Source organism: Tissierella sp., from assembly GCF_031460495.1.
Lineage (GTDB): Bacteria > Bacillota > Clostridia > Tissierellales > Tissierellaceae > JAVKTS01.
Genome location: NZ_JAVKTS010000004.1, coordinates 193,010 through 212,762, shown reverse-complemented (window position 1 = coordinate 212,762; position 19,753 = coordinate 193,010). Strand labels below are relative to the sequence as shown.

At 31.2% G+C, this 19,753-nt stretch carries 16 protein-coding genes and 2 other annotated features; of the genes, 4 read left to right on the top strand and 12 right to left on the bottom strand.

The window, feature by feature from the left end; all coding sequences use genetic code 11:
• Positions 1-57 precede the first annotated feature (57 nt).
• Both RIN63_RS11630 and RIN63_RS11625 read right to left on the bottom strand, forming a co-directional pair.
• Complete coding sequence (locus tag RIN63_RS11630) at positions 58-456, bottom strand: hypothetical protein (protein WP_310444898.1); 399 nt, start codon at positions 454-456, stop codon at positions 58-60.
• A gap of 84 nt (positions 457-540) precedes the next feature.
• Positions 541-855, bottom strand: coding sequence for a hypothetical protein (locus RIN63_RS11625; RefSeq protein WP_310444897.1), 315 nt, complete (start codon positions 853-855; stop codon positions 541-543).
• A 456-nt stretch (positions 856-1,311) separates the two neighbouring features.
• On the opposite strand from RIN63_RS11625, the gene RIN63_RS11620 reads away from it, so the two are divergent.
• The 4 genes from RIN63_RS11620 to RIN63_RS11605 all read left to right on the top strand — a co-directional run bounded on the left by RIN63_RS11620 (position 1,312) and on the right by RIN63_RS11605 (position 4,979).
• Positions 1,312-2,034 (top strand): LysM peptidoglycan-binding domain-containing protein, encoded by a 723-nt coding sequence (locus RIN63_RS11620; RefSeq protein WP_310444896.1) that lies wholly within the window; start codon positions 1,312-1,314, stop codon positions 2,032-2,034.
• Between the two features lie 377 nt (positions 2,035-2,411).
• Complete coding sequence (locus tag RIN63_RS11615; protein ID WP_310444895.1) at positions 2,412-3,977, top strand: FAD-dependent oxidoreductase; 1,566 nt, start codon at positions 2,412-2,414, stop codon at positions 3,975-3,977.
• 313 nt (positions 3,978-4,290) lie between these two features.
• Complete coding sequence (locus tag RIN63_RS11610) at positions 4,291-4,767, top strand: DUF2975 domain-containing protein (RefSeq protein ID WP_310444894.1); 477 nt, start codon at positions 4,291-4,293, stop codon at positions 4,765-4,767.
• A gap of 35 nt (positions 4,768-4,802) precedes the next feature.
• The gene (locus tag RIN63_RS11605) at positions 4,803-4,979 is read left to right on the top strand and encodes a helix-turn-helix transcriptional regulator (RefSeq protein ID WP_310444991.1); all 177 of its coding nucleotides are present in this window, start codon (positions 4,803-4,805) and stop codon (positions 4,977-4,979) included.
• Between the two features lie 179 nt (positions 4,980-5,158).
• On the opposite strand, the gene RIN63_RS11600 is transcribed toward RIN63_RS11605, so the two are convergent.
• From RIN63_RS11600 to RIN63_RS11555, 10 genes are all read right to left on the bottom strand, one after another.
• Positions 5,159-6,112 (bottom strand): acyl-CoA dehydratase activase, encoded by a 954-nt coding sequence (locus RIN63_RS11600; protein WP_310444893.1) that lies wholly within the window; start codon positions 6,110-6,112, stop codon positions 5,159-5,161.
• Positions 6,093-7,190, bottom strand: coding sequence for an acyl-CoA dehydratase activase-related protein (locus tag RIN63_RS11595; protein ID WP_310444892.1), 1,098 nt, complete (start codon positions 7,188-7,190; stop codon positions 6,093-6,095). Before RIN63_RS11595 ends, RIN63_RS11600 begins: the two co-directional genes overlap by 20 nt.
• A gap of 1 nt (position 7,191) precedes the next feature.
• On the bottom strand, positions 7,192-8,082 hold the full coding sequence (locus tag RIN63_RS11590) for an acyl-CoA dehydratase activase-related protein (RefSeq protein WP_310444891.1): 891 nt from the start codon (positions 8,080-8,082) through the stop codon (positions 7,192-7,194).
• A gap of 180 nt (positions 8,083-8,262) precedes the next feature.
• Entirely contained in the window at positions 8,263-9,084 is an 822-nt protein-coding gene (locus tag RIN63_RS11585; RefSeq protein ID WP_310444890.1) for a DegV family protein, read from the bottom strand.
• A 259-nt stretch (positions 9,085-9,343) separates the two neighbouring features.
• A complete protein-coding gene (gene leuS / locus RIN63_RS11580; RefSeq protein WP_310444889.1) occupies positions 9,344-11,755 on the bottom strand; it encodes a leucine--tRNA ligase in 2,412 nt (803 codons plus the stop codon).
• Positions 11,756-11,840: 85 nt separating this feature from the next.
• Positions 11,841-12,045, bottom strand: a binding site (T-box leader).
• Between the two features lie 83 nt (positions 12,046-12,128).
• Positions 12,129-14,192, bottom strand: a complete 2,064-nt coding sequence (locus RIN63_RS11575; protein ID WP_310444888.1) for an S-layer homology domain-containing protein — start codon at positions 14,190-14,192, stop codon at positions 12,129-12,131.
• Between the two features lie 429 nt (positions 14,193-14,621).
• Positions 14,622-14,744 (bottom strand): hypothetical protein, encoded by a 123-nt coding sequence (locus RIN63_RS11570; RefSeq protein ID WP_310444887.1) that lies wholly within the window; start codon positions 14,742-14,744, stop codon positions 14,622-14,624.
• Between the two features lie 77 nt (positions 14,745-14,821).
• Entirely contained in the window at positions 14,822-16,210 is a 1,389-nt protein-coding gene (gene asnS, locus RIN63_RS11565) for an asparagine--tRNA ligase (RefSeq protein ID WP_310444990.1), read from the bottom strand.
• A 56-nt stretch (positions 16,211-16,266) separates the two neighbouring features.
• Positions 16,267-16,499: a binding site (T-box leader), on the bottom strand.
• Positions 16,500-16,664: 165 nt separating this feature from the next.
• A complete protein-coding gene (locus RIN63_RS11560) occupies positions 16,665-18,320 on the bottom strand; it encodes a M20/M25/M40 family metallo-hydrolase (protein WP_310444886.1) in 1,656 nt (551 codons plus the stop codon).
• 84 nt (positions 18,321-18,404) lie between these two features.
• The gene (locus RIN63_RS11555; RefSeq protein ID WP_310444885.1) at positions 18,405-19,709 is read right to left on the bottom strand and encodes a replication-associated recombination protein A; all 1,305 of its coding nucleotides are present in this window, start codon (positions 19,707-19,709) and stop codon (positions 18,405-18,407) included.
• Positions 19,710-19,753: the final 44 nt, after the last annotated feature.

Below are 19,753 nucleotides of genomic sequence, written 5' to 3'. Positions count from 1 at the left end.
TAGAATTTCCAAAATCAGCTTATATGTATTGACAAAAAGGATTCTTTATAGACATTACTATTTGTTTTTATTGTACTCCAGGCACTTTTTTTGTTCCCTTACTATCATTAACAAGGTGCAAAAGATAAATATTAATAACATTCCATTATTTAACGAGAATGCTGTCATAATTATCAAAAACAAAAAAGAAGCAACTACTTTTTTTAGAATTTTTTGATTATAGTTTTCATTCGAATACTTAATATTATATGAACACCAAAACAACGAGGCTAATCCAATTCTTATGATTAATCCTGATATAGTTCCTATTATGAACATGAAGAATACTAATAATGAATCTTCACTATAACTGTATCGATAATATGAAGTAGCAATATTTAATATGGTAGTAGCAGATAATACAATTGCTAATATAAATAAAGATATTTCAACTGATTTTACTTCTTTTATTTTCATAGTCCACCTCATAAATGAAAGTAATTTTAAGCCCAATACATTAATACAGTATTTTAAATATCAAACCTTCACTTTTAAATAATATCAACCCAAAAAATAAAGGAAATAAATTACGGTAAAATTTATTACTGGTAGTAAACTAAATAAAAATGCTTTTTTATATGATTTTAATCTGAACAAAAATAATAATGATGTTACTACAGATATTAAGATAACTATTGGCATTGAGAAAGTAGAGTAGAAAAATATATTTGTATAAAAGTCTTCAGTTGATCCTGGAGCATCAAACACCATTGGAGAAACTATTGCTCCCACAACACTTAATGGAAATATTAAGCAAAATATAGTATTAATGATTATTGTTATATTCTTAATAATTTTATTTTCTTTTAGAGTCATTAATTTTCTCCCCTAGGATGATAATATGTTAGCCATATTCTACTAACCTAATTATTCTAACAAGAAAATTATACCATATTTTCTATATTATTATATCAAATTTCTATTTTAATACCGTATTATTCAGTTTTCAATGTTCCATATTCGCATCTTCATTTTGATGTAACTGGAATCCCAAAGGTCCTATAGGACAACACCATGTATATTTGGATATAAATTCCCACTTTTTATTCTTGCATAAGCTTTAGTTCTATTTTCACGAATTTTACTTCTCAATAAATGACTTACAGCCCAACAACAATTGTCTTATAGCCTTCTTAATTAAGGTCTTCTATATAAACTTTTATATTCAGTTCTACATTAAGATAGTATCCTATCAGTGAATTTGTTTAGCACCCAAGCCTATACCTGCATATTATATATAGTAACAAATATTTTAAAGAAAGGATGAACATTATGAATGAAAATTATCAAATAGAACAAATATGCCCACCTGGGAGCTTTCAATATACAATAATGGCTGGAGATACTTTGTTTTCAATTGCTCAAAGATTTAATGTAACTGTGCAGGCTATCATCAATGCCAATCCAGGTATTGATCCTAATAGATTGCAAATAGGCCAAATTATATGTATACCGAGAGTGACACCTCCATGTCCTAATGGATTTCTTTATACAGTAGTGGCTGGAGATACTTTGTTTTCAATTGCCCAAAGATTTAATGTAACTGTGCAGGCTATTATTAATGCCAATCCAGGAATTAATCCAAACTTTTTACAAATAGGGCAAGTAATATGTATACCAAGAACTACTCCGCCAACACCTCCATGTCCTAATGGATTTCTCTATACAGTAGTGGCTGGAGATACTTTGTTTATACTTGCTCAAAGGTTTAATGTAACTGTGCAGGCTATTATTAATGCCAATCCAGGAATTGATCCTAATTTTTTACAAATAGGTCAAGTAATATGTATTCCAAGATCTACACCACCAACACCTCCATGTCCTAATGGATTTCTTTACACGGTAATGGCTGGAGATACTTTGTTTTCAATTGCTCAAAGATTTAATGTAACTGTGCAAGCTATTATTAATGCCAATCCAGGTATTAATCCTAACTTTCTACAAATAGGGCAAGTAATATGTATTCCAAGAAGATGTGTTGTTGTTTGTTTTTAAGTGCTTTTATCTTTATTATGACCCCTGTCCTATAAGTTCTATCTATATTTACCTCACGCTGTATAGTTTTTATCAATAATGAGAAAACTATAGACAGGAGGTGACCATATGGAAATGAGATTTATGAAGGGTGAAGAATATATTATTATTAATCGTCACTCAGGTGAGGTTAATTACTGAGTTTCTGATGAAAAAGGCTTTTTCTCAAAGTGAGCCGAGAAGCCATCTGCAGTTGGCAGATAAAAAGTTTATTTAAAAGTTAGAAAAGACTGTTGGATATTATCCAATAGTCTTTTCTATGATCGAATATCTGAATATTTTGTATTGAATAGGTCAAAATACATATATTGAAAATATTATGTATACGGAGGATTAGTATGAATCTTAATAATCAAAAGCATTTTCACGATCAACCTCTTTCTTATTGGATTGCATCAACAGATGTAATTAATTACCCTACTTTACAGGAAGATATCAATGTAGACATAGCTATAATAGGTGGTGGATTATCAGGTATTCAATGTGCCTATCAATTAGAAAAAGAAGGCTTAAGCATTGCTGTTCTTGAATCCAATCAAGTTGGTCATGGTACTACAGGGCATACGACTGCAAAAATTACATCACAGCATGATCTTATTTATAGCAAGATTCAAAATCAGATGGGAGCAGAATTATCACAGCAATATGCTATTGCTAATGAAACAGCAATCAAAGAAATAAAAAAGATTGCTGAAGAAAATAATATTGATTGTGATTATATCTCTCAATCAGCATTCGTATATGCTCAAGAGGAAGAGTATCTACAAAAAATTCATCATGAAGTTAAAGCTGCATCAAGCTTGGGAATCTCTGCTTCTTATGTAGAAGAAATCCCTTTCCCTATATCTATCAAAGGAGCCATTCGATTTGATAATCAAGCCCAATTTCATCCACTTAAGTATTTGTCTTCTTTAGCAAAGGTCATTCATGAAAAAGGAGTTCTTATATTTGAACGAACTAGGGCTGTAGATATTGAAGAAGATAATGGTTATATTATTACAACTGACCAAGGAAAAAAGGTTACAGCTGAGAAGGCTATTATCGCATCTCATTATCCTTTTTATAACAAACATGGCATGTACTTTGCTAGAATTTATCCTGAACGATCTTATATTGTTGGTATTAAAGCAAAGGAAAAATATCCTGGTGGAATGTATATAAATACTGAAGAGCCTACCCGTTCATTAAGACATCAAAGCACATCTGATGGTGAACTAATACTTGTAGTTGGGGAGAGTCATAAAACTGGTCAAGGTGAAGATACAAATAGACATTATAAAGCATTAATTGATTATGCAAAAGATATATTTACTGTGGAAGACATTCCCTATAGGTGGTCTACTCAGGATTGCATGACCTTAGATGGATTGCCGTATATTGGTCATTTTACTTCAAATACGCCAAACCTCTATGTAGCAACTGGCTTTCAAAAGTGGGGAATGACAAATAGTACAGTCTCTTCTATGATTCTTAGGGATCTTATTATCAAAGGCGAAAGTCCATGGCAAGATGTTTATAATCCATCACGCAAGACTATTGCTGCATCTGCTAAAGACTTTGTAGTAGAAAATGCTGATGTAGCAAAACATCTTTTAAAAGGTAAACTTTCTCCTTTAGATGAGAATGTTCATATCCAAAATGGTGAAGGAAATATAATGGAAATAGACGGAGAAAGAGTCGGAGTATATAGGGATGAAGAAAGCAAACTTCATATAGTAAATACTACATGTACACATATGGGATGCGAATTAAATTGGAATTCTGCAGAAAAGTCTTGGGATTGCCCTTGTCATGGATCTAGGTTTAGTTATGAAGGAAAGGTAATTGAAGGACCAGCAGTAAAACCTCTAAAAGCTGGTTATGATGTGAATACTATAGAAAAACTGTTTACAGATGACTTTTAATATTTGTTAACCATCCTTTTCAATATTGAAGATAGCAGATAGATGGTAATGCAAAACAAGCTATTCTTTTGTGAGAATAAATGCTCTTTTCTGGCAAGAATCTAACTAAGATGAAAACCAGAAAAGAGCATTTTTTATAAGTTCATTGTCAAAAGAAGTATTAAGAGAAATGATTGCATTTTTACACAAAATAAATTGCATACTTTTATTGTTTATTGTATATTATATATTGTTTTGTAACTATTTATTATTGACAAACAATAATTTATATTGTATCATATATAAAATATATTGAAGGGAGTTGCTATTGATTATGGAGTATGTTAAGAGAGTAAAAGTTTTGAAAGGATTATTAAATGTCATAGGCAGTTTTTTTCTTCTATTACTTTTTTTATCAATGATTTCTACTATCGCAGCAATTGATAATAATGGAATAAAGAATACTGTTTTATCTTTTATTTTCTCATTACTATTTTTTGGTTGTTATTTTATGATTATACTTGCCTTAAGAAAAGTTCTTAAATCAATTGAAGAAAAAAATCCTTTTACAACTGAGAATATTATACACTTTAAAAAAATTGGATATTATATTCTTTCTGTTGGAGTTATAGATGCCATAAGCAATTATTCAAAGCCAAATTATACTGGTATTGACTTAATCGGTACTCCTTCTGGCTCTTTAAAACCAATGTCCCTCTTTTACATCATCCTCTGTCTTTTAGCTTTTATATTGGCTGATGTTTTTAAAATGGCTATAGACATAAAGGATGAAAATGACTTAACTGTATAGGAGGAATTAAATTGATTACTGTAAATCTTGATGTAATGATGGCTAAAAGAAAGATCAGCTTGAATGAATTGGCAGAACGAGTTGGTATTACAAATTCAAATTTATCAATTTTAAAAACTAACAAGGCAAAAGCCATTCGATTTTCTACATTAGAAGCTATTTGTCGTGAGTTACAATGTCAACCAGGAGATATTTTAGAATATTCAGAGTAGAAATATTGATCAAAAATTTATATACCCATCATTTTCAATCAATATGACTATTTTTAGCAAGCGATGATTCTGCTTATGGAAACGGCCAATCCCTGCCAGTAGATGGAGGATGGACAGCATATTAAAAAACTCTACATGTAAACAAATACATGTAGAGTTTTTTATTCTTAGAATTTTAATTATGCAATCTTGTTACTCCATTTTCCACACCGATCTCCAAAACAACCTACGGTATGATCATTTTCATTTATCTTAACAACTTCGCATCTATTGGTACATCCTTCACATTCGAAGCTAATAGAATTAAATTTGCTATCAGCAAGATTAAATCCTTTGAAATTTGTTTTTCCTGATTTTTCTACTGCGGATTTAGAAATTATTGCTGCACCTATGGAACCCATTACATTAAAATTTTCTGGAATCATTACCTCAAAGCCTAGTGCATTTTCAAAGGCTGCTTTTATACCTTTATTTGCTGCAACTCCTCCTTGAAAAAATATCTTTGGAGTAATTTCTTTTCCCTTACCAATATTGTTAAGATAGTTTCTAACTAATGCATCGCAAAGCCCTTTTATTATATCCGACTTATTATACCCAAGCTGCTGTTTGTGTATCATGTCTGATTCAGCAAATACTGCACATCTCCCAGCAATTCTTATTGCTGTATTAGATTTTAGTGCATAATCTCCGAATTCTTCAATAGGAATTTCCAGCCTTTCTGCTTGCCTATCAATAAATGCACCAGTACCTGCAGCACATACTGTATTCATTGCAAAGTCAGAGACAACTCCATTTCTAAGTATTATTATTTTTGAATCCTGCCCCCCTATTTCAATTATTGTTCGCACATTTTTATCAATTTCAAGAGCTGCAACTGCGTGAGCCGTTATTTCATTCTTTACTGCATCTGCTCCTATTAATGTTGAAGCAATCTGCCTTCCACTTCCTGTGGTTCCAGCACCACTAATCTTTATTCCATTATAATTATCCTTGAAAATTTTTAGTCCTTCCTGAACTGCCTTAATAGGATTTCCTTTTGTCCTCAAGTAAATCTTATCTATTACATTGGCTTTATTATCTATAAGCACCAAATTAGTACTTACTGAACCTACATCAACACCTAGATAGTACATTAACCTTTCTCCTTTCAAGCAAATCTATAAATGCTTCTATTCTAGTAATATATCCTGCTTCCCCAGTCATTTCATCTACTACAAGGGACATTATAGGAAAGTCTTTATCCTTTGATATCTTTGGTAGTATTGATTTTGAAACAATTTCAGGCATACATCCCATTGGAAATATTTGAATAGCTCCATCAAATCCTTCTTCGTAGGCTAAAATTGCTTCACCTATACATTCTCTTGCATGACCACCTACATTAAGTGGTAGATATTCTTTGGATCCTCTTTTCAAATCAAGCGAATTTAATCCAGTAGGGAGCAAAGTAGTATTCTTAACCCACCAGCTAGGTGTTATCCTTCTTTTAGTTGAAACTCCATAATCCATAAGTTTGTCTTCGATATATAGATTAGAAAATGGCTCAATTATTGTATATATTTCACCTATTATAGCTATTCTAATAGGATTTTTATTTCTGTCTATCTTTACATTGTTTATTTTCCCTCTATATTCCAATAGCAATCTGATCATTTCGTTCGGATCATTACATTTTAAAGCTTCTCTCTTACAATCATTTAATATGTTTTTACATTTACCTTGTATGATTTCATAGCCTGCAAGATAATGAGCCTTTGCCTCTATATCATCAATCAAATTCATAACCTTAATTGAATTAGATAAAGCTCTTATCTTTTCATATTTTAGCTTGCTACTATTAGATGATATCTTATTTATCCTATTAAATAATTCTTTAATCCCAATATCCGATGGAGAATCTATCACTATAAACTCTAGGTTTAATCCAAGCTTTTTCAGTACATTCATTTGTATTTCACAGTATTCACCAAACCTGCATGGACCACAGGATCCTGGAAGTATTATTGTATCTGCTCCCGTTTCTATTGCTTGTAAATAATTTCCTATCATTATTTTAAAGGGCAAACACATTTCCTCAGGAGAATGTAAAGAGCCCATTTCTAAAGCTAACTTATTATTTAATGGTGGGATAACATAATCTATTTCAAGACCATCGAATAATGCTTTCGCTGCTAGATAAGTATTTCCCAAATGTGGGGCTGTTATCTTCATTTTAACAAATCCTTTCTAGCATATCTACGAAAGCCTCTACCCTTGTATCAAGACCAGCTTCACCAGTATGCTCATCTAACTTTAAAATCATAAATGGAAAATCATTTATTTTATCTTTAATAAGCTCAACTACCACAGAATCTATTCCACATGCAAATGATGATATGTATATAACTCCGTCAATTAATTTTTTCTCAGTTGCATGTGCTGTAAAACCGTAAGAATTTCTTGCAAATGTCCAAAAAGGTTTTTTATAAAGATTAGCAACTTCTGAATCAATTGAATCCTCATCTACATATTCTTCCGTCATTACTCCTACTCCTAGTTTATTAAGTTTATTAACTATATTCATATTGGTAAAGGTATCATAAATATTATAAGGATGACCTACTAAGCCAATATTCAACTTATAATCTTTGTCCTTTATTCCAGTTGAATAATCTTTTTGTATATCTATAGCTTTATTAAATGCCTTCTTAATCTTAAGTTTATCTTTTGTTATTATGCTACCTGTCACTTCTGCCCAATTATATAGCTGCTTTCTTGATGTGGCATAAATAGGCTCTGTAATAGTCCTTGGCATATCCGGAATACTATTGATAATCATTTCTGGCAGTCCACAGAATTTTGGGCATATATATTCCCTGTTTCTGAGCTGCATTATTCTCGGAATTACAATCATATCGCATTTATCTTTTAAAGAAAAAACATGGCCATGAAATATTTTAACAGGCAGACAAGCATCATCTACACAGTGTTTTACACCTTCATTTAATATTTCTTTGTTAGTATCATCTGATGTTATTATCTCAGCTCCAAGCTCCCTAAAAAATGTTTGTAGAAATGGATGATATTTATAATATAAAAGTCCCTTTGGAATTCCAACTATCATTTTTTCCTCCTTATGTAAACTTGATTACATCAATATAGTATTACCAAAGGTATAGAAAAGTATTCTAGATCTTACAATATCTTAAATAAAAATTCCCTATCTAAGGTTATTCTTAGATAGGGAATTTTTTGAGATATTAGAATATTTTAAGCTTACAATTCTATCATTTTGAAATTAATATTAATAAAAACAAATACCTATACCGCCAGGTCCTAAGTGAGAACCCACAACTGGCCCTAATTCATCTATAGTAATCATTATTTCTGGGAACTTGTCTTCTAAAGCAAGTTTCAATTTCTCCGCTTCATTCTCAACTAATATATGGCATATACTTATCTTTTGAACATTCTTAGGAACTTTATCTATTATTGCTGATATTGCCTTATTTTTGCTCCTTATTTTTTCTAATAATTTTAGTTCACCATCTTTTAGCTCAATTACAGGCTTAATATTCAATAAATTTCCAACCATAGATTGTACTGATGAAACTCTTCCACCTCTACTTAGATACTCTAAGATATCTGTGGTTAACAAAACTTGCATGCCAAGTTTTTTAGAGTTTACATGGGTTCCTATTTCCTCGGATGTTTTTCCTTCCTTAGCCATTTCAACTGCATCTTCCACTAAAAATCTTAGGTTTGAAGCTGCCATCTCAGAATCAATAATAGTAATCCTTTTATTCTCTAACATATTCTTTGCAAGTACTGCACTATTGTAAGTGCCACTTAGTTTAGAAGATAAAAGAATTGCTATTATTTCTTCATATCCATCATCAAATGCTTTGTTAAATACAGTCAGAAATTCACCTGCTGAAGGTTGAGATGTTGAAGGAAATAACTTTGTACTACTTAGTTTGTTGAAAAATTCTTCAAATTCTCCCGGATATTTCTCCTTCCCATTCTCTTCTCCGAAAACATAGTTCAATGGAACAATATCTACATTCTCTTTTTCAGCATATTCCTTACGAATATAACTAGTACTATCTGTTATTATCTTTATCATTATACTACCTCCTTTTAATGAAATAATTCTGCTAATATTATACTAGCAGAATTATTATATTATTTCATATTCTAATCTATTTTACAAGATAATCTTTATTGCAGTATTAGTTAGTATGATCATAAGCCCCTTTATATAATAATTTACTTCATTGTTAGTAAATTTCTCCATAGAGCTTATTATCAATTATGAGTATATTTGTTATGATATTGTTTTAGAAAAACAAACCCCATCTATGATGTGGTTTGTTTTCATTACATTATTTAACTACTATATTATATATCCTGCCTGCAACGAATATTTCCTTAACTATTTGTTTTCCTTCTAAGAATTTATTTACATTTTCATCTCTTTGAGCTTTTGCTCTAACTACTTCTTGTGAATCATCAATGTTAACCTCTATAGTACCCCTTACCTTACCATTGACCTGGACTGGAAGAGCTATTACTTTATCTTTAGTTTTTTCTTCATCATATTTTGGCCATGTAGTATCGTGTAGATATCCTTCTAATCCTAATATTTCCCATAGTTCTTCCGTAATATGAGGTGCTACTGGATTTAGTAGTACAATGTATGTCTTTAGGTCTTCTTTTCTTATACTGCCATGGTCATTAAATTCATTTAATAAAGACATTAAAGCTGCTATCCCTGTGTTATATTTCAATGTTTCAAAGTCTTCAGATACCTTTTTTATAGTCTTGTGGATACTTGATTCCAATTCCTTAGTATATCCTTCACCATCAACAAGAATATCTTGAAGTTTCCAAGCTCTTTCAAGGAATCTTCTACAGCCTTTAACTCCATTTTCTGACCAAGGTACAGACTTCTCAAAATCTCCAATAAACATTTCATAGGTCCTTAAAGTATCTGCTCCATAATCTCTTACTATTTCATCAGGGTTTATAACATTTCCACGGGATTTAGACATCTTTTCGTTATTATCTCCTAGTATCATACCATGAGATGTTCTCTTTGCATAGGGTTCAGCTACAGGCACTACTCCTATATCATATAGGAATTTATGCCAGAATCTTGAATAAAGTAGATGAAGAGTAGTATGCTCCATGCCGCCATTATACCAATCTACTGGTAACCAATATTCTAATGCTTCTTGAGAGGCAAATTCTGCTTCATTGCATGGATCTATATATCTTAGGAAATACCATGAAGATCCAGCCCATTGTGGCATTGTATCAGTTTCTCTACGAGCCTTGCCACCACATTTTGGACAGCTGGTCTCTACCCAGTCTTTAATATTTGCCAATGGTGATTCCCCATTGTCTGTAGGTTCATAGTTTTCTACATCTGGTAGCATAATAGGTAGCTCTTTTTCTGCTACTGGTACCCATCCACATTCATTACAATGAACTAGAGGTATTGGTTCTCCCCAATATCTTTGTCTAGAGAATACCCAGTCCCTAAGTTTGAAGTTAACCTTTTTAGTACCAAGTTCCTTTTCTTCTAACCATTTGATCATATGGTCTTTTGCTTCTTTTACTTCCATTCCATTAATAAAATCAGAATTTACAACTATCCCTTCTGCAGTGTCTGTATAGGCTTCTTTTTCTATATCTCCACCTTTTATTACTTCTACAATAGGAAGATTAAATTTCTTTGCAAATTCCCAATCACGAGTATCGTGTCCTGGTACTGCCATAATTGCACCAGTACCGTAAGTCATTAGTACATAGTCAGATATCCAAATAGGAACTTCTTTTCCTGAAGCAGGATTTATAGCTTTTATACCTTTTATTTCAACTCCTGTTTTATCCTTTGATAATTCAGTTCTTTCAAAATCTGATTTTTTGCTTACTTCGTTTTGATACTCCTTAATTTCTTCTAGGTTCTCTATAGCATCTTTATATTTTTCTATTAAAGGATGTTCAGCTGCTATAACCATATAGGTTGATCCGAATAATGTATCAGGTCTAGTTGTAAATACTCTCAACTTATCCTCTTTTCCAGCTATTTGAAAGTCTACTTCTGCACCTTCAGATTTACCTATCCAATTGGTTTGTTGAGCCTTTACCCTATCAATATAATCTACCTTGTCTAAGTCTTCAATTAATCTATCTGCATACTCAGTTATCTTCAACATCCACTGATTCTTAACCTTTCTAACTACCTCTCCACTACATCTTTCACAAGTACCTTGAATAACTTCCTCATTTGCTAGACCAACTTTGCAAGATGGACACCAGTTTATAGGCATCTCTTGCTTATATGCTAATCCCTTTTCAAATAATTTCAAGAATATCCATTGAGTCCATTTATAGTAATGTGGATCTGTAGTATTTACTTCTCTTGACCAATCAAAGGAAAATCCTATGGATTGCAATTGTGCTTTAAACCTAGCTACATTTTTCTCTGTAACTATTGCTGGATGAATCTTGTGTTTTATTGCATAATTCTCTGTTGGTAATCCAAATGCATCCCATCCCATTGGGAATAAAACATTATATCCTTCCAGTCTTCTCTTTCTAGATACAATATCAAGTGCAGTATAAGGCCTAGGATGCCCTACATGTAGTCCTTCCCCTGATGGATATGGGAACTCTACTAATGCATAAAACTTCGGTTTGTCACTACTGTTTGATGCCTTAAATGGCTGTCTTTCTTCCCAGATACTATGCCATTTCTTTTCGATTTCATTTGGCTTATATTCTCTCATATTCATTCCTCCTTATTTTCTGACGATCAAAGGTCGCCCCTACATTAAGTTTCTTGCCCAAAAATAAATAAAACCTTTCGTCTCTAATAGAGACGAAAGGTTAGTTCCGCGGTACCACTCTTGTTGATATTGCTATCCACTCAAAATATAACGGCATTAAACCGACTAAGACTACTAGATTCACCTTAGTTACTCAAGGACGAGTTCAGTCTTCATCAATACTGTCTTTCACCAACCGACAGCTCTCTACAAAAGATATCCAACCTAATACTTCCATTCATAGTATTTATTAATTTAAAATCTATTATATCCAACAAAACATATAAAATCAAGACTATTTTAAAATATTTGTAATTACTTCTATCTCAAAATTTTAATTGTCTCTATTTAATATATTGTATATTAAAACTACTGCTTCTTCTCTTGTTAAATTATCCTTTGGTCTAAAGTTTCCTTCACCACTTATAAACCCTAATCCTTTAGCTATTGCTATATGTCCCTTTAAATTAGTTGATATTTTATCTGCGTCCTTATATTCTACCTTATATATATCACCTAAATTATCTAGGGGTTCCTGCCCAAAAACTCTAACTATATATTTTACGGCTTCTTCTCTTGTTAGTTTTGCTTCCATATCTTTTTCTTCTTCTTTTAGTATGCCGTCTCTAATAAATCTTTCATACATATAGTTTTCGTCTTCAGGTATATAATATATATCTTTGGTTTGTACAAGTAATTTTAGAAACTCTTTCTGTATTATTTCTTGTTTGGGTTGGAATTCTTCACCTTCGAATAAAATAATATAATCTTGTAATTTGATTATTTGATTTTTAGCAAAGCTATTTTGTATGTCATTATATTCTTGTTTTTCTGTTTTTCCTAATAATTCTTTTCTATTATCTATTACTTCTCCTTTTTTAGCATCTACCACTAAATATTTGTCTTCAAAATCATATACTAGCTTAACATTCTCTTTTTCCTTGTTTTCTATTTGATATTGTAAATCTAATTCTCTATCTTTTAATAGTATTTCTTTAGCTTCATTTTTGTCTATAATATTCTGTGGAGATTCAAATTCTAAATCATTCCAGTTATAATCGTATGATAATACATTACCTGTTACATTACTTAAAGATATCCTAAATCCATTATTTTCTACCTTAATATCGTTAACTTTTCTTATAAAAACAAAGTTTGATGTATTTTCTCGATCATAAATTAAATCTTCATTTTTGTCTTCTACATATTCTACCTCTTCATAATTTTCAGCATTGCTATTTTTTATAAATTCTTTTGCTTTTGCAAGTAATTCTCCTTTATTATATTTTGATTTTTCTTCTTCCTGTTCCCATGATCCAGGATCATAAAAACTTATTATCTCTCCAGTTTTAGCATTTACTCTTGATCCAGTACCGCTAGCACTGTTTCCAACACGTTTCATCACCATTACTTCCCATACATATATATCTTTTTCTTTACTACCTATTAGTGTATAATCATCTACTTCATATCCTTCTCCTAGTTTAAATGTATCTACTAGTTTTTTACCTGCTTCTTTTCTACTTATAATCTTTTTAGAATCTATTAGCTTGTTTTCTTCTTCTATTGATATCTTTGCCATAATTTTATTGAATTGAGATCCATATACTGAATACATGTATTTATATGAAGTAATCAATACATCTTTTGTTTTAGCATCTACTGTTTTATCTGTGTCTATTATATTATATCCTAAGTATGATTTTGTCTCTTCATCTGTATCCTTTACTTTATATACTAATTCTAAATCTATATTATCCTTATATATTTCTTTTGCTTCATCTTTTGATATAGTGTCCTTTGTATCTACAAATTTTAAATCCTTTTCCCAATTAATACCGAAATTTCTTACTTCTCCAGTTTGAGTATCTACACCAATATATACATTATTTCCATTGTAGAACATATCATTTTCTACTCTTGTAAAATTATATGTATATTCTCTTAAGTTTTCTCTACTATATAAACTGTAACTATTAGCTTCAACATTAATTTCGATTTTTTCTAATATCTCAGGATATAATTTTTTTATAAATTCTTTAGCTGTTTTTTCTCCATCTTTTTTTGTTGTTTTAGGAAATTTATAAACTCTTGCATTTCTACCATTATCATATTCATCTTTGTAATAACTTATTATATTTCCTTCTTCATCAATTGTCACATTTAAGTGTTTATTTTGACCACTCCAAGATAGATTAGTTTCATAATTACCATCGGACCTATCATATTTACTATTATTAAAATGCTCATATTCATCTCCTATATTAAATAGAGATTTAATCTTTTGAATATCCTTACTTAAATCCTCTTCTTTTGCAAATCCTTTTAGCGGTATTCCTGTGATTATTAATGTAAATACCAAAATAATTACTAAGGACTTTAAATATCTTTTTTTCATAATCTCTCCTCCTAATATAATATATTTACAGTTTAATAACTGTATTTATTTTCTATTACACTTCTTACATCCATATGCGGATGTTATAGACTTTATCTGTTAATATTCTAAAAGTAGGCGATTTTATGTCAAAGGTCTATTTATATTTAATATTGATCATTTTTCTCAATTTTCATATTATATCTACTATATCATATTTCCCTAAAGTTGCCAATTTTAAACCAGCTATAGTTTATCCCTATTTATATCCTTCAAGCATTATGTTTTGTTATGAGATGTAATATAGTCTTTTGATAGGATTTTAACTTAGCTATTTTAACTTTTCTGCGATAAAATCTGTCCTTAAGAAAAACTCTTGTCTTTCATCTTCATCCACTATATTTTCAAATCCTAATTGGTAAACCGTTGGATTGGTATTAGATTTTACAGTTAATAGCTTATGTTTTGAATCACTGGCAAATCCTTAGAAGAATTAAAATCATTGAGATCATCTAAGTCTATAAGTTTATTTAGTTTTCTAACATGAGATTCAAAGCCTGGTGAATTGGTCATTACATCATATTAGTTGTTTTCTTAGAATTTATGTGGGTAAAAAAGGTAGTGCAGAATCTGCACTACCTTTTTCATATTTAAAATTCTGCAGACCCTACTGTTCTTGGGAAAGGAATTACATCTCTTATGTTTGTCATTCCTGTTATATACATAACAGCTCTCTCAAATCCAAGACCATATCCAGCATGTTTTGTACCACCAAATTTTCTTAACTCTAGATACCACCAGTAGTCTTCTTTATCTAATCCCATATCAATTATCTTTTGTTCTAATACATCAAGTCTTTCTTCCCTTTGAGATCCACCAATTATTTCCCCTACTCCTGGAGCTAGTAAATCCATTGCGGCTACTGTTTTATTATCTTCATTCATTCTCATGTAGAATGCTTTTATTTCCTTCGGATAATCAGTTACAAATACTGGTTTTTTAAATATTTTCTCTGAAATATATCTCTCATGCTCAGTCTGTAAATCCATGCCCCATTCTACTGGAAACTGGAACTCTTCTCCTGATTTCTTTAGTAGTTCTATGGCTTCAGTATAGGTTACCCTTCCAAATTCTGAATTCACTACATTCTCTAGTCTTTCAATTAATCCCTTATCTACAAAGTTATTAAAAAACTCCATTTCCTCTTTTGCATTTTCCATCACATAATTGATTATATATTTCATCATATCTTCAGCTAATTGCATATTATCTACAAGATCAGCAAAGGCTATCTCTGGTTCTATCATCCAAAATTCTGCTGCATGTCTAGCAGTGTTAGAGTTTTCTGCTCTAAAGGTAGGCCCGAAAGTATATATATCTCTATATGCATGAGCAAAGGCTTCACCCTCTAGTTGACCAGTTACAGTTAATCCTACTTCTGTACCAAAGAAATCTTTTGAATAATCTATCTCTTTGTTTTCAGTTAGCGGTACATTATCAAAATCCAAAGTGGATACTCTGAACATTTCTCCTGCACCCTCAGCATCAGATGCTGTGATGATTGGAGTATGCACATATACAAATCCTCTATCTTGGAAAAATTTGTGTATTGCATAAGCAAGTACTGATCTTACTCTAAATACTGCATTGAATGTATTACTTCTCGGTCTTAAATGAGCAATAGTTCTCATATACTCAAAAGTGTGTCTTTTCTTTTGTAATGGATAGTCGGCAGTTGAATATCCTTCAACTTCAATTTCACCAGCCTTTACTTCAAAGGGTTGTTTCGCTTCTGGTGTTGGCACTAATGTACCTCTAACTATAATAGATGAACTAAGGGCTAATTTTTCTATTTCCTTAAAATTCTCTAATCCTTCTTCAAAAACAATTTGAATGTTTTTAAAGAAGGTTCCATCATTTAGCTCAATAAATCCAAAGGTCTTTGATGATCTTGATGTTCTTATCCATCCACTAAGTTGAATTTCTTGATTTAAATATTTGTCCGTGTCATTATAAATACTTCTAATAGTTGTTTTCATTTTCATTCTCCTTTCATTTTTCATTCATTTCCTCAAAAAATAATAAAACCTTCGTCCAAAAGGACGAAAGTTTATCTTCCGCGGTACCACCCTAATTGCTAATAGCCACTTTAACACACAAATATATGTGCTTCACTTGTAACGGTGTGATTCCGTCTAAGCCTACTATCTTAAGATTTCGGTTAGAAACTCCGGGCTGTTCTTCAATACAAGCTTCGTGCCGATGTCTCACTATTATCGACTCCCTTTAACTACTTCTTGTACCTACTCTTCCCATCTTAGTTCTTTTCTACTTTTATATTATTATAGTTATATTATTTGCTATTGTCAATGAATTTAAATAATAATCTTTATTTTTTGTTATCCATAAGAAATTTCTAGCTTTATTATATCCATTTTATCATACTTATAGTATAAGGAATGTCCTACAAGGAAGATTCTTTTATAATTTAACTTAACTAGACTTTAAAAGATTCATTATAGTTTTATACACTAATATAGGTGCTACTTCAAAGGAATATTTCTTCTCAATTCTTTCTGTAAATTTATGAGCATCCTTTCCAAATGCTCCTATATCTAATACTGGTAAATCTAGCTTTTGCATATCTTCCAATGGTAAATTATATTTTGTACCAAAACCAGGCATATTATCCTTTAAAGCTGCTATAATTTTGGGATCCTTTGGTGCTGCTCCATAACTCAAATCTGAAATATAAGGGAAGAACTTTTTATAAACCAAATTATAGTCTGATTCAGTTGTATTTATAGCATTTGCCACCGCATCAAGTAATGCTTTTTCTTTTGGTGCTTTTCCCTCTACATAAATATGAGGATAATATGGTGGAGTATAATATACTATGACAACTGGTTCTCTATCAGACCATAATCCATGGACTGCTTCCACTAGCTTTAATGAGAAATCTCTTTGGTCAATTAATTCATCATTTAGCATTTCCTCTGTAATTTTTGCAATTCTTTCATCAAGCTCATTTCCTATCTCTGATTTTACTGCATTGTATAATTCTTCATATGATAACACTCTTGCTTCAAAAGGAAGTTTTTTATATTCTCTACCTGCCAAGCTACAAAACCTTTCATATTGTACATTTAAGTTATCAATAGTGAATTGGAAAGCTTCTTTAGCAGCATTTTTCATTTTTACCAGTACTTCATCTGGTGTACTCTTATGTGTTGCATAGTTAAAGAACAAAGTAGATGTTTTCGCTATTTGCACTGAATACTCTGGCTTCAAATCTCTTTGTTTTAAAGTAATTGGAGGAAGCGAAACCTCCCCTTCAGCTACATCACAAAAATCAGCATTTAAATTGATTCTATTGGTAATAGAAGAAGCTATTTGGTTTGGATCTATTCCCTTAAAGGCTTCACCTACATGAGTTTCTTTTCCCACTACATAAAATGATGGCATTAACTTGCCTACTGTTCCTATATAAACATATTTATTTTCGTCACCTTCAAACTCTGATGTCATATAATCTGTATCTAAAAGTGCTAGATATTCAAGATCTTCTTGTTCCTGTATCTTAACTAGTTCTGGTACTAGAGATAGCATACCACTTGAATTTCCTTCTTCATCACAGACAGCACCAAAAATTAGATTACCCTCAAAATTTTCAATATCCTTTGATATTTCTTCCATCAAAGCTATTATAATAGCATCACCTATTTTCATATCGAAAAGTCCTCTACCAAATAAGTATTCTCCTGACTCCAAGTCTTTTCTTACTTCTTCTGGTAATGTAGACGCTATTTCATTAAACTTTTCTGTTAGCTCATAGGGTTTATGTGCATATTCTTTTAAACTACCATAATCAGAAATACCAACTGTATCTGTATGACCTATCATTAGTACAGTTTTTTTACTATTTCCTTTCTTTCCCTTTAACATTGCTAAAACAGATTTTCTGCCAAGTTTATCATTAATTGCATCTACAAATCTTAAATGCTCAGGGTTTTCTTTATAATAATTCATTTCTGAAAATATATCATAAACTTTTTGTACGGAATCTAACTCTCCCGGCGTATCAACTACACTAAGTTGGTTTGTTAATTCCACTGCAACTTGCTCTATTCTTTCCGCAATCCTGTTCATAATTTGCCTCCTAGAATATCCTACTGAAAACGTAATATTAATTTAATTTACAATTCTTATAAAAGCAATCTATTAAATCTTAGGTTATTGTAATCTTTTTCTTATTTCCTTCTCATATCCATTTTCTGTAGGTTCATAGTATTTTTTACCTACGAATTCATCAGGTAGGTATTGCTGTGGTATATATGCTCCTTCATAGTCATGGGGATATTTATAACCTATACCATTTCCCAAGTTTTTTGCTCCAGGATAAGATCCATCCCTTAAATGTGTTGGAACCTTACCTATTTCTTTAGATCTGATATCCTCTAAAGCTTTATCAATACCTAAATACGCAGCATTGCTCTTTGGAGCTGTGGCTATATATACTGCAGCTTGAGCTAAAGGTATTCTTCCTTCTGGCATTCCAATTAGATTCACTGCATTAAAAGCTGACACTGCAATATTTAATGCATTAGGGTCTGCATTCCCCACATCTTCTGATGCACATATGATTATTCTTCTGGCAATAAACTTAGGATCTTCTCCAGCATTTATCATCTTTGCCAACCAGTATAAAGTTGCATTTGGATCAGAACCTCTCATACTTTTTATAAATGCAGAAATAGTATCATAATGTTCATCCCCATCTTTATCATAGCTTGCTGTTTTTATTTGGATAGATTCCTTTATTGTTTCTAAATCTATTTGTATTATTTCTTTTTCATCTGCAGGAGTTGAAAGCACTCCAATCTCCAAGGAGTTAAGTATAGTTCTACCATCTCCCTCTGAAATTGTAATAAGGTAATTTATAGCCTCATCTGATAAATTAATCCTATATTCACCTAATCCCTTTTCTGTATTATTTAAAGCATTACTGATGAGTTTTCTTAAATCAACTCTAGTCAAGGATTCTAATTTTAACACCATAACCCTAGATAATAATGCTTTATTTACTTCGAAATAGGGGTTTTCAGTTGTAGCACCTATTAATATAATTATTCCTCTTTCTACGAAAGGAAGTAATGCATCCTGCTGTGATTTGTTAAATCTATGAATCTCATCTACGAATAATATTGTTCTTTTATTATATAGTTTTAAGCTTTCTTCTGCTCTCTCCATGACTTCCCTAATATCTTTAACTCCTGATGTCACAGCTGATAGTTTTTCAAATATCATATTTGTTGTATTAGCAATTATCATAGCTAAAGTAGTTTTCCCAGTGCCGGGAGGTCCAAAGAATATCATGGATGTAATTCTGTCTGCCTTAATAGACCTATATAGAAATTTCCCCTCACCTAATAAATGATCTTGTCCTACAAATTCACTGATTTTAGTAGGTCTCATTCTATCAGCTAAAGGCGCATTTCTTTTCAATTTTTCTTCCATACTTAAAGTAAATAAATCCATATTATCACCTAATTAATTTAGTCATTTATTATATTATACTATAT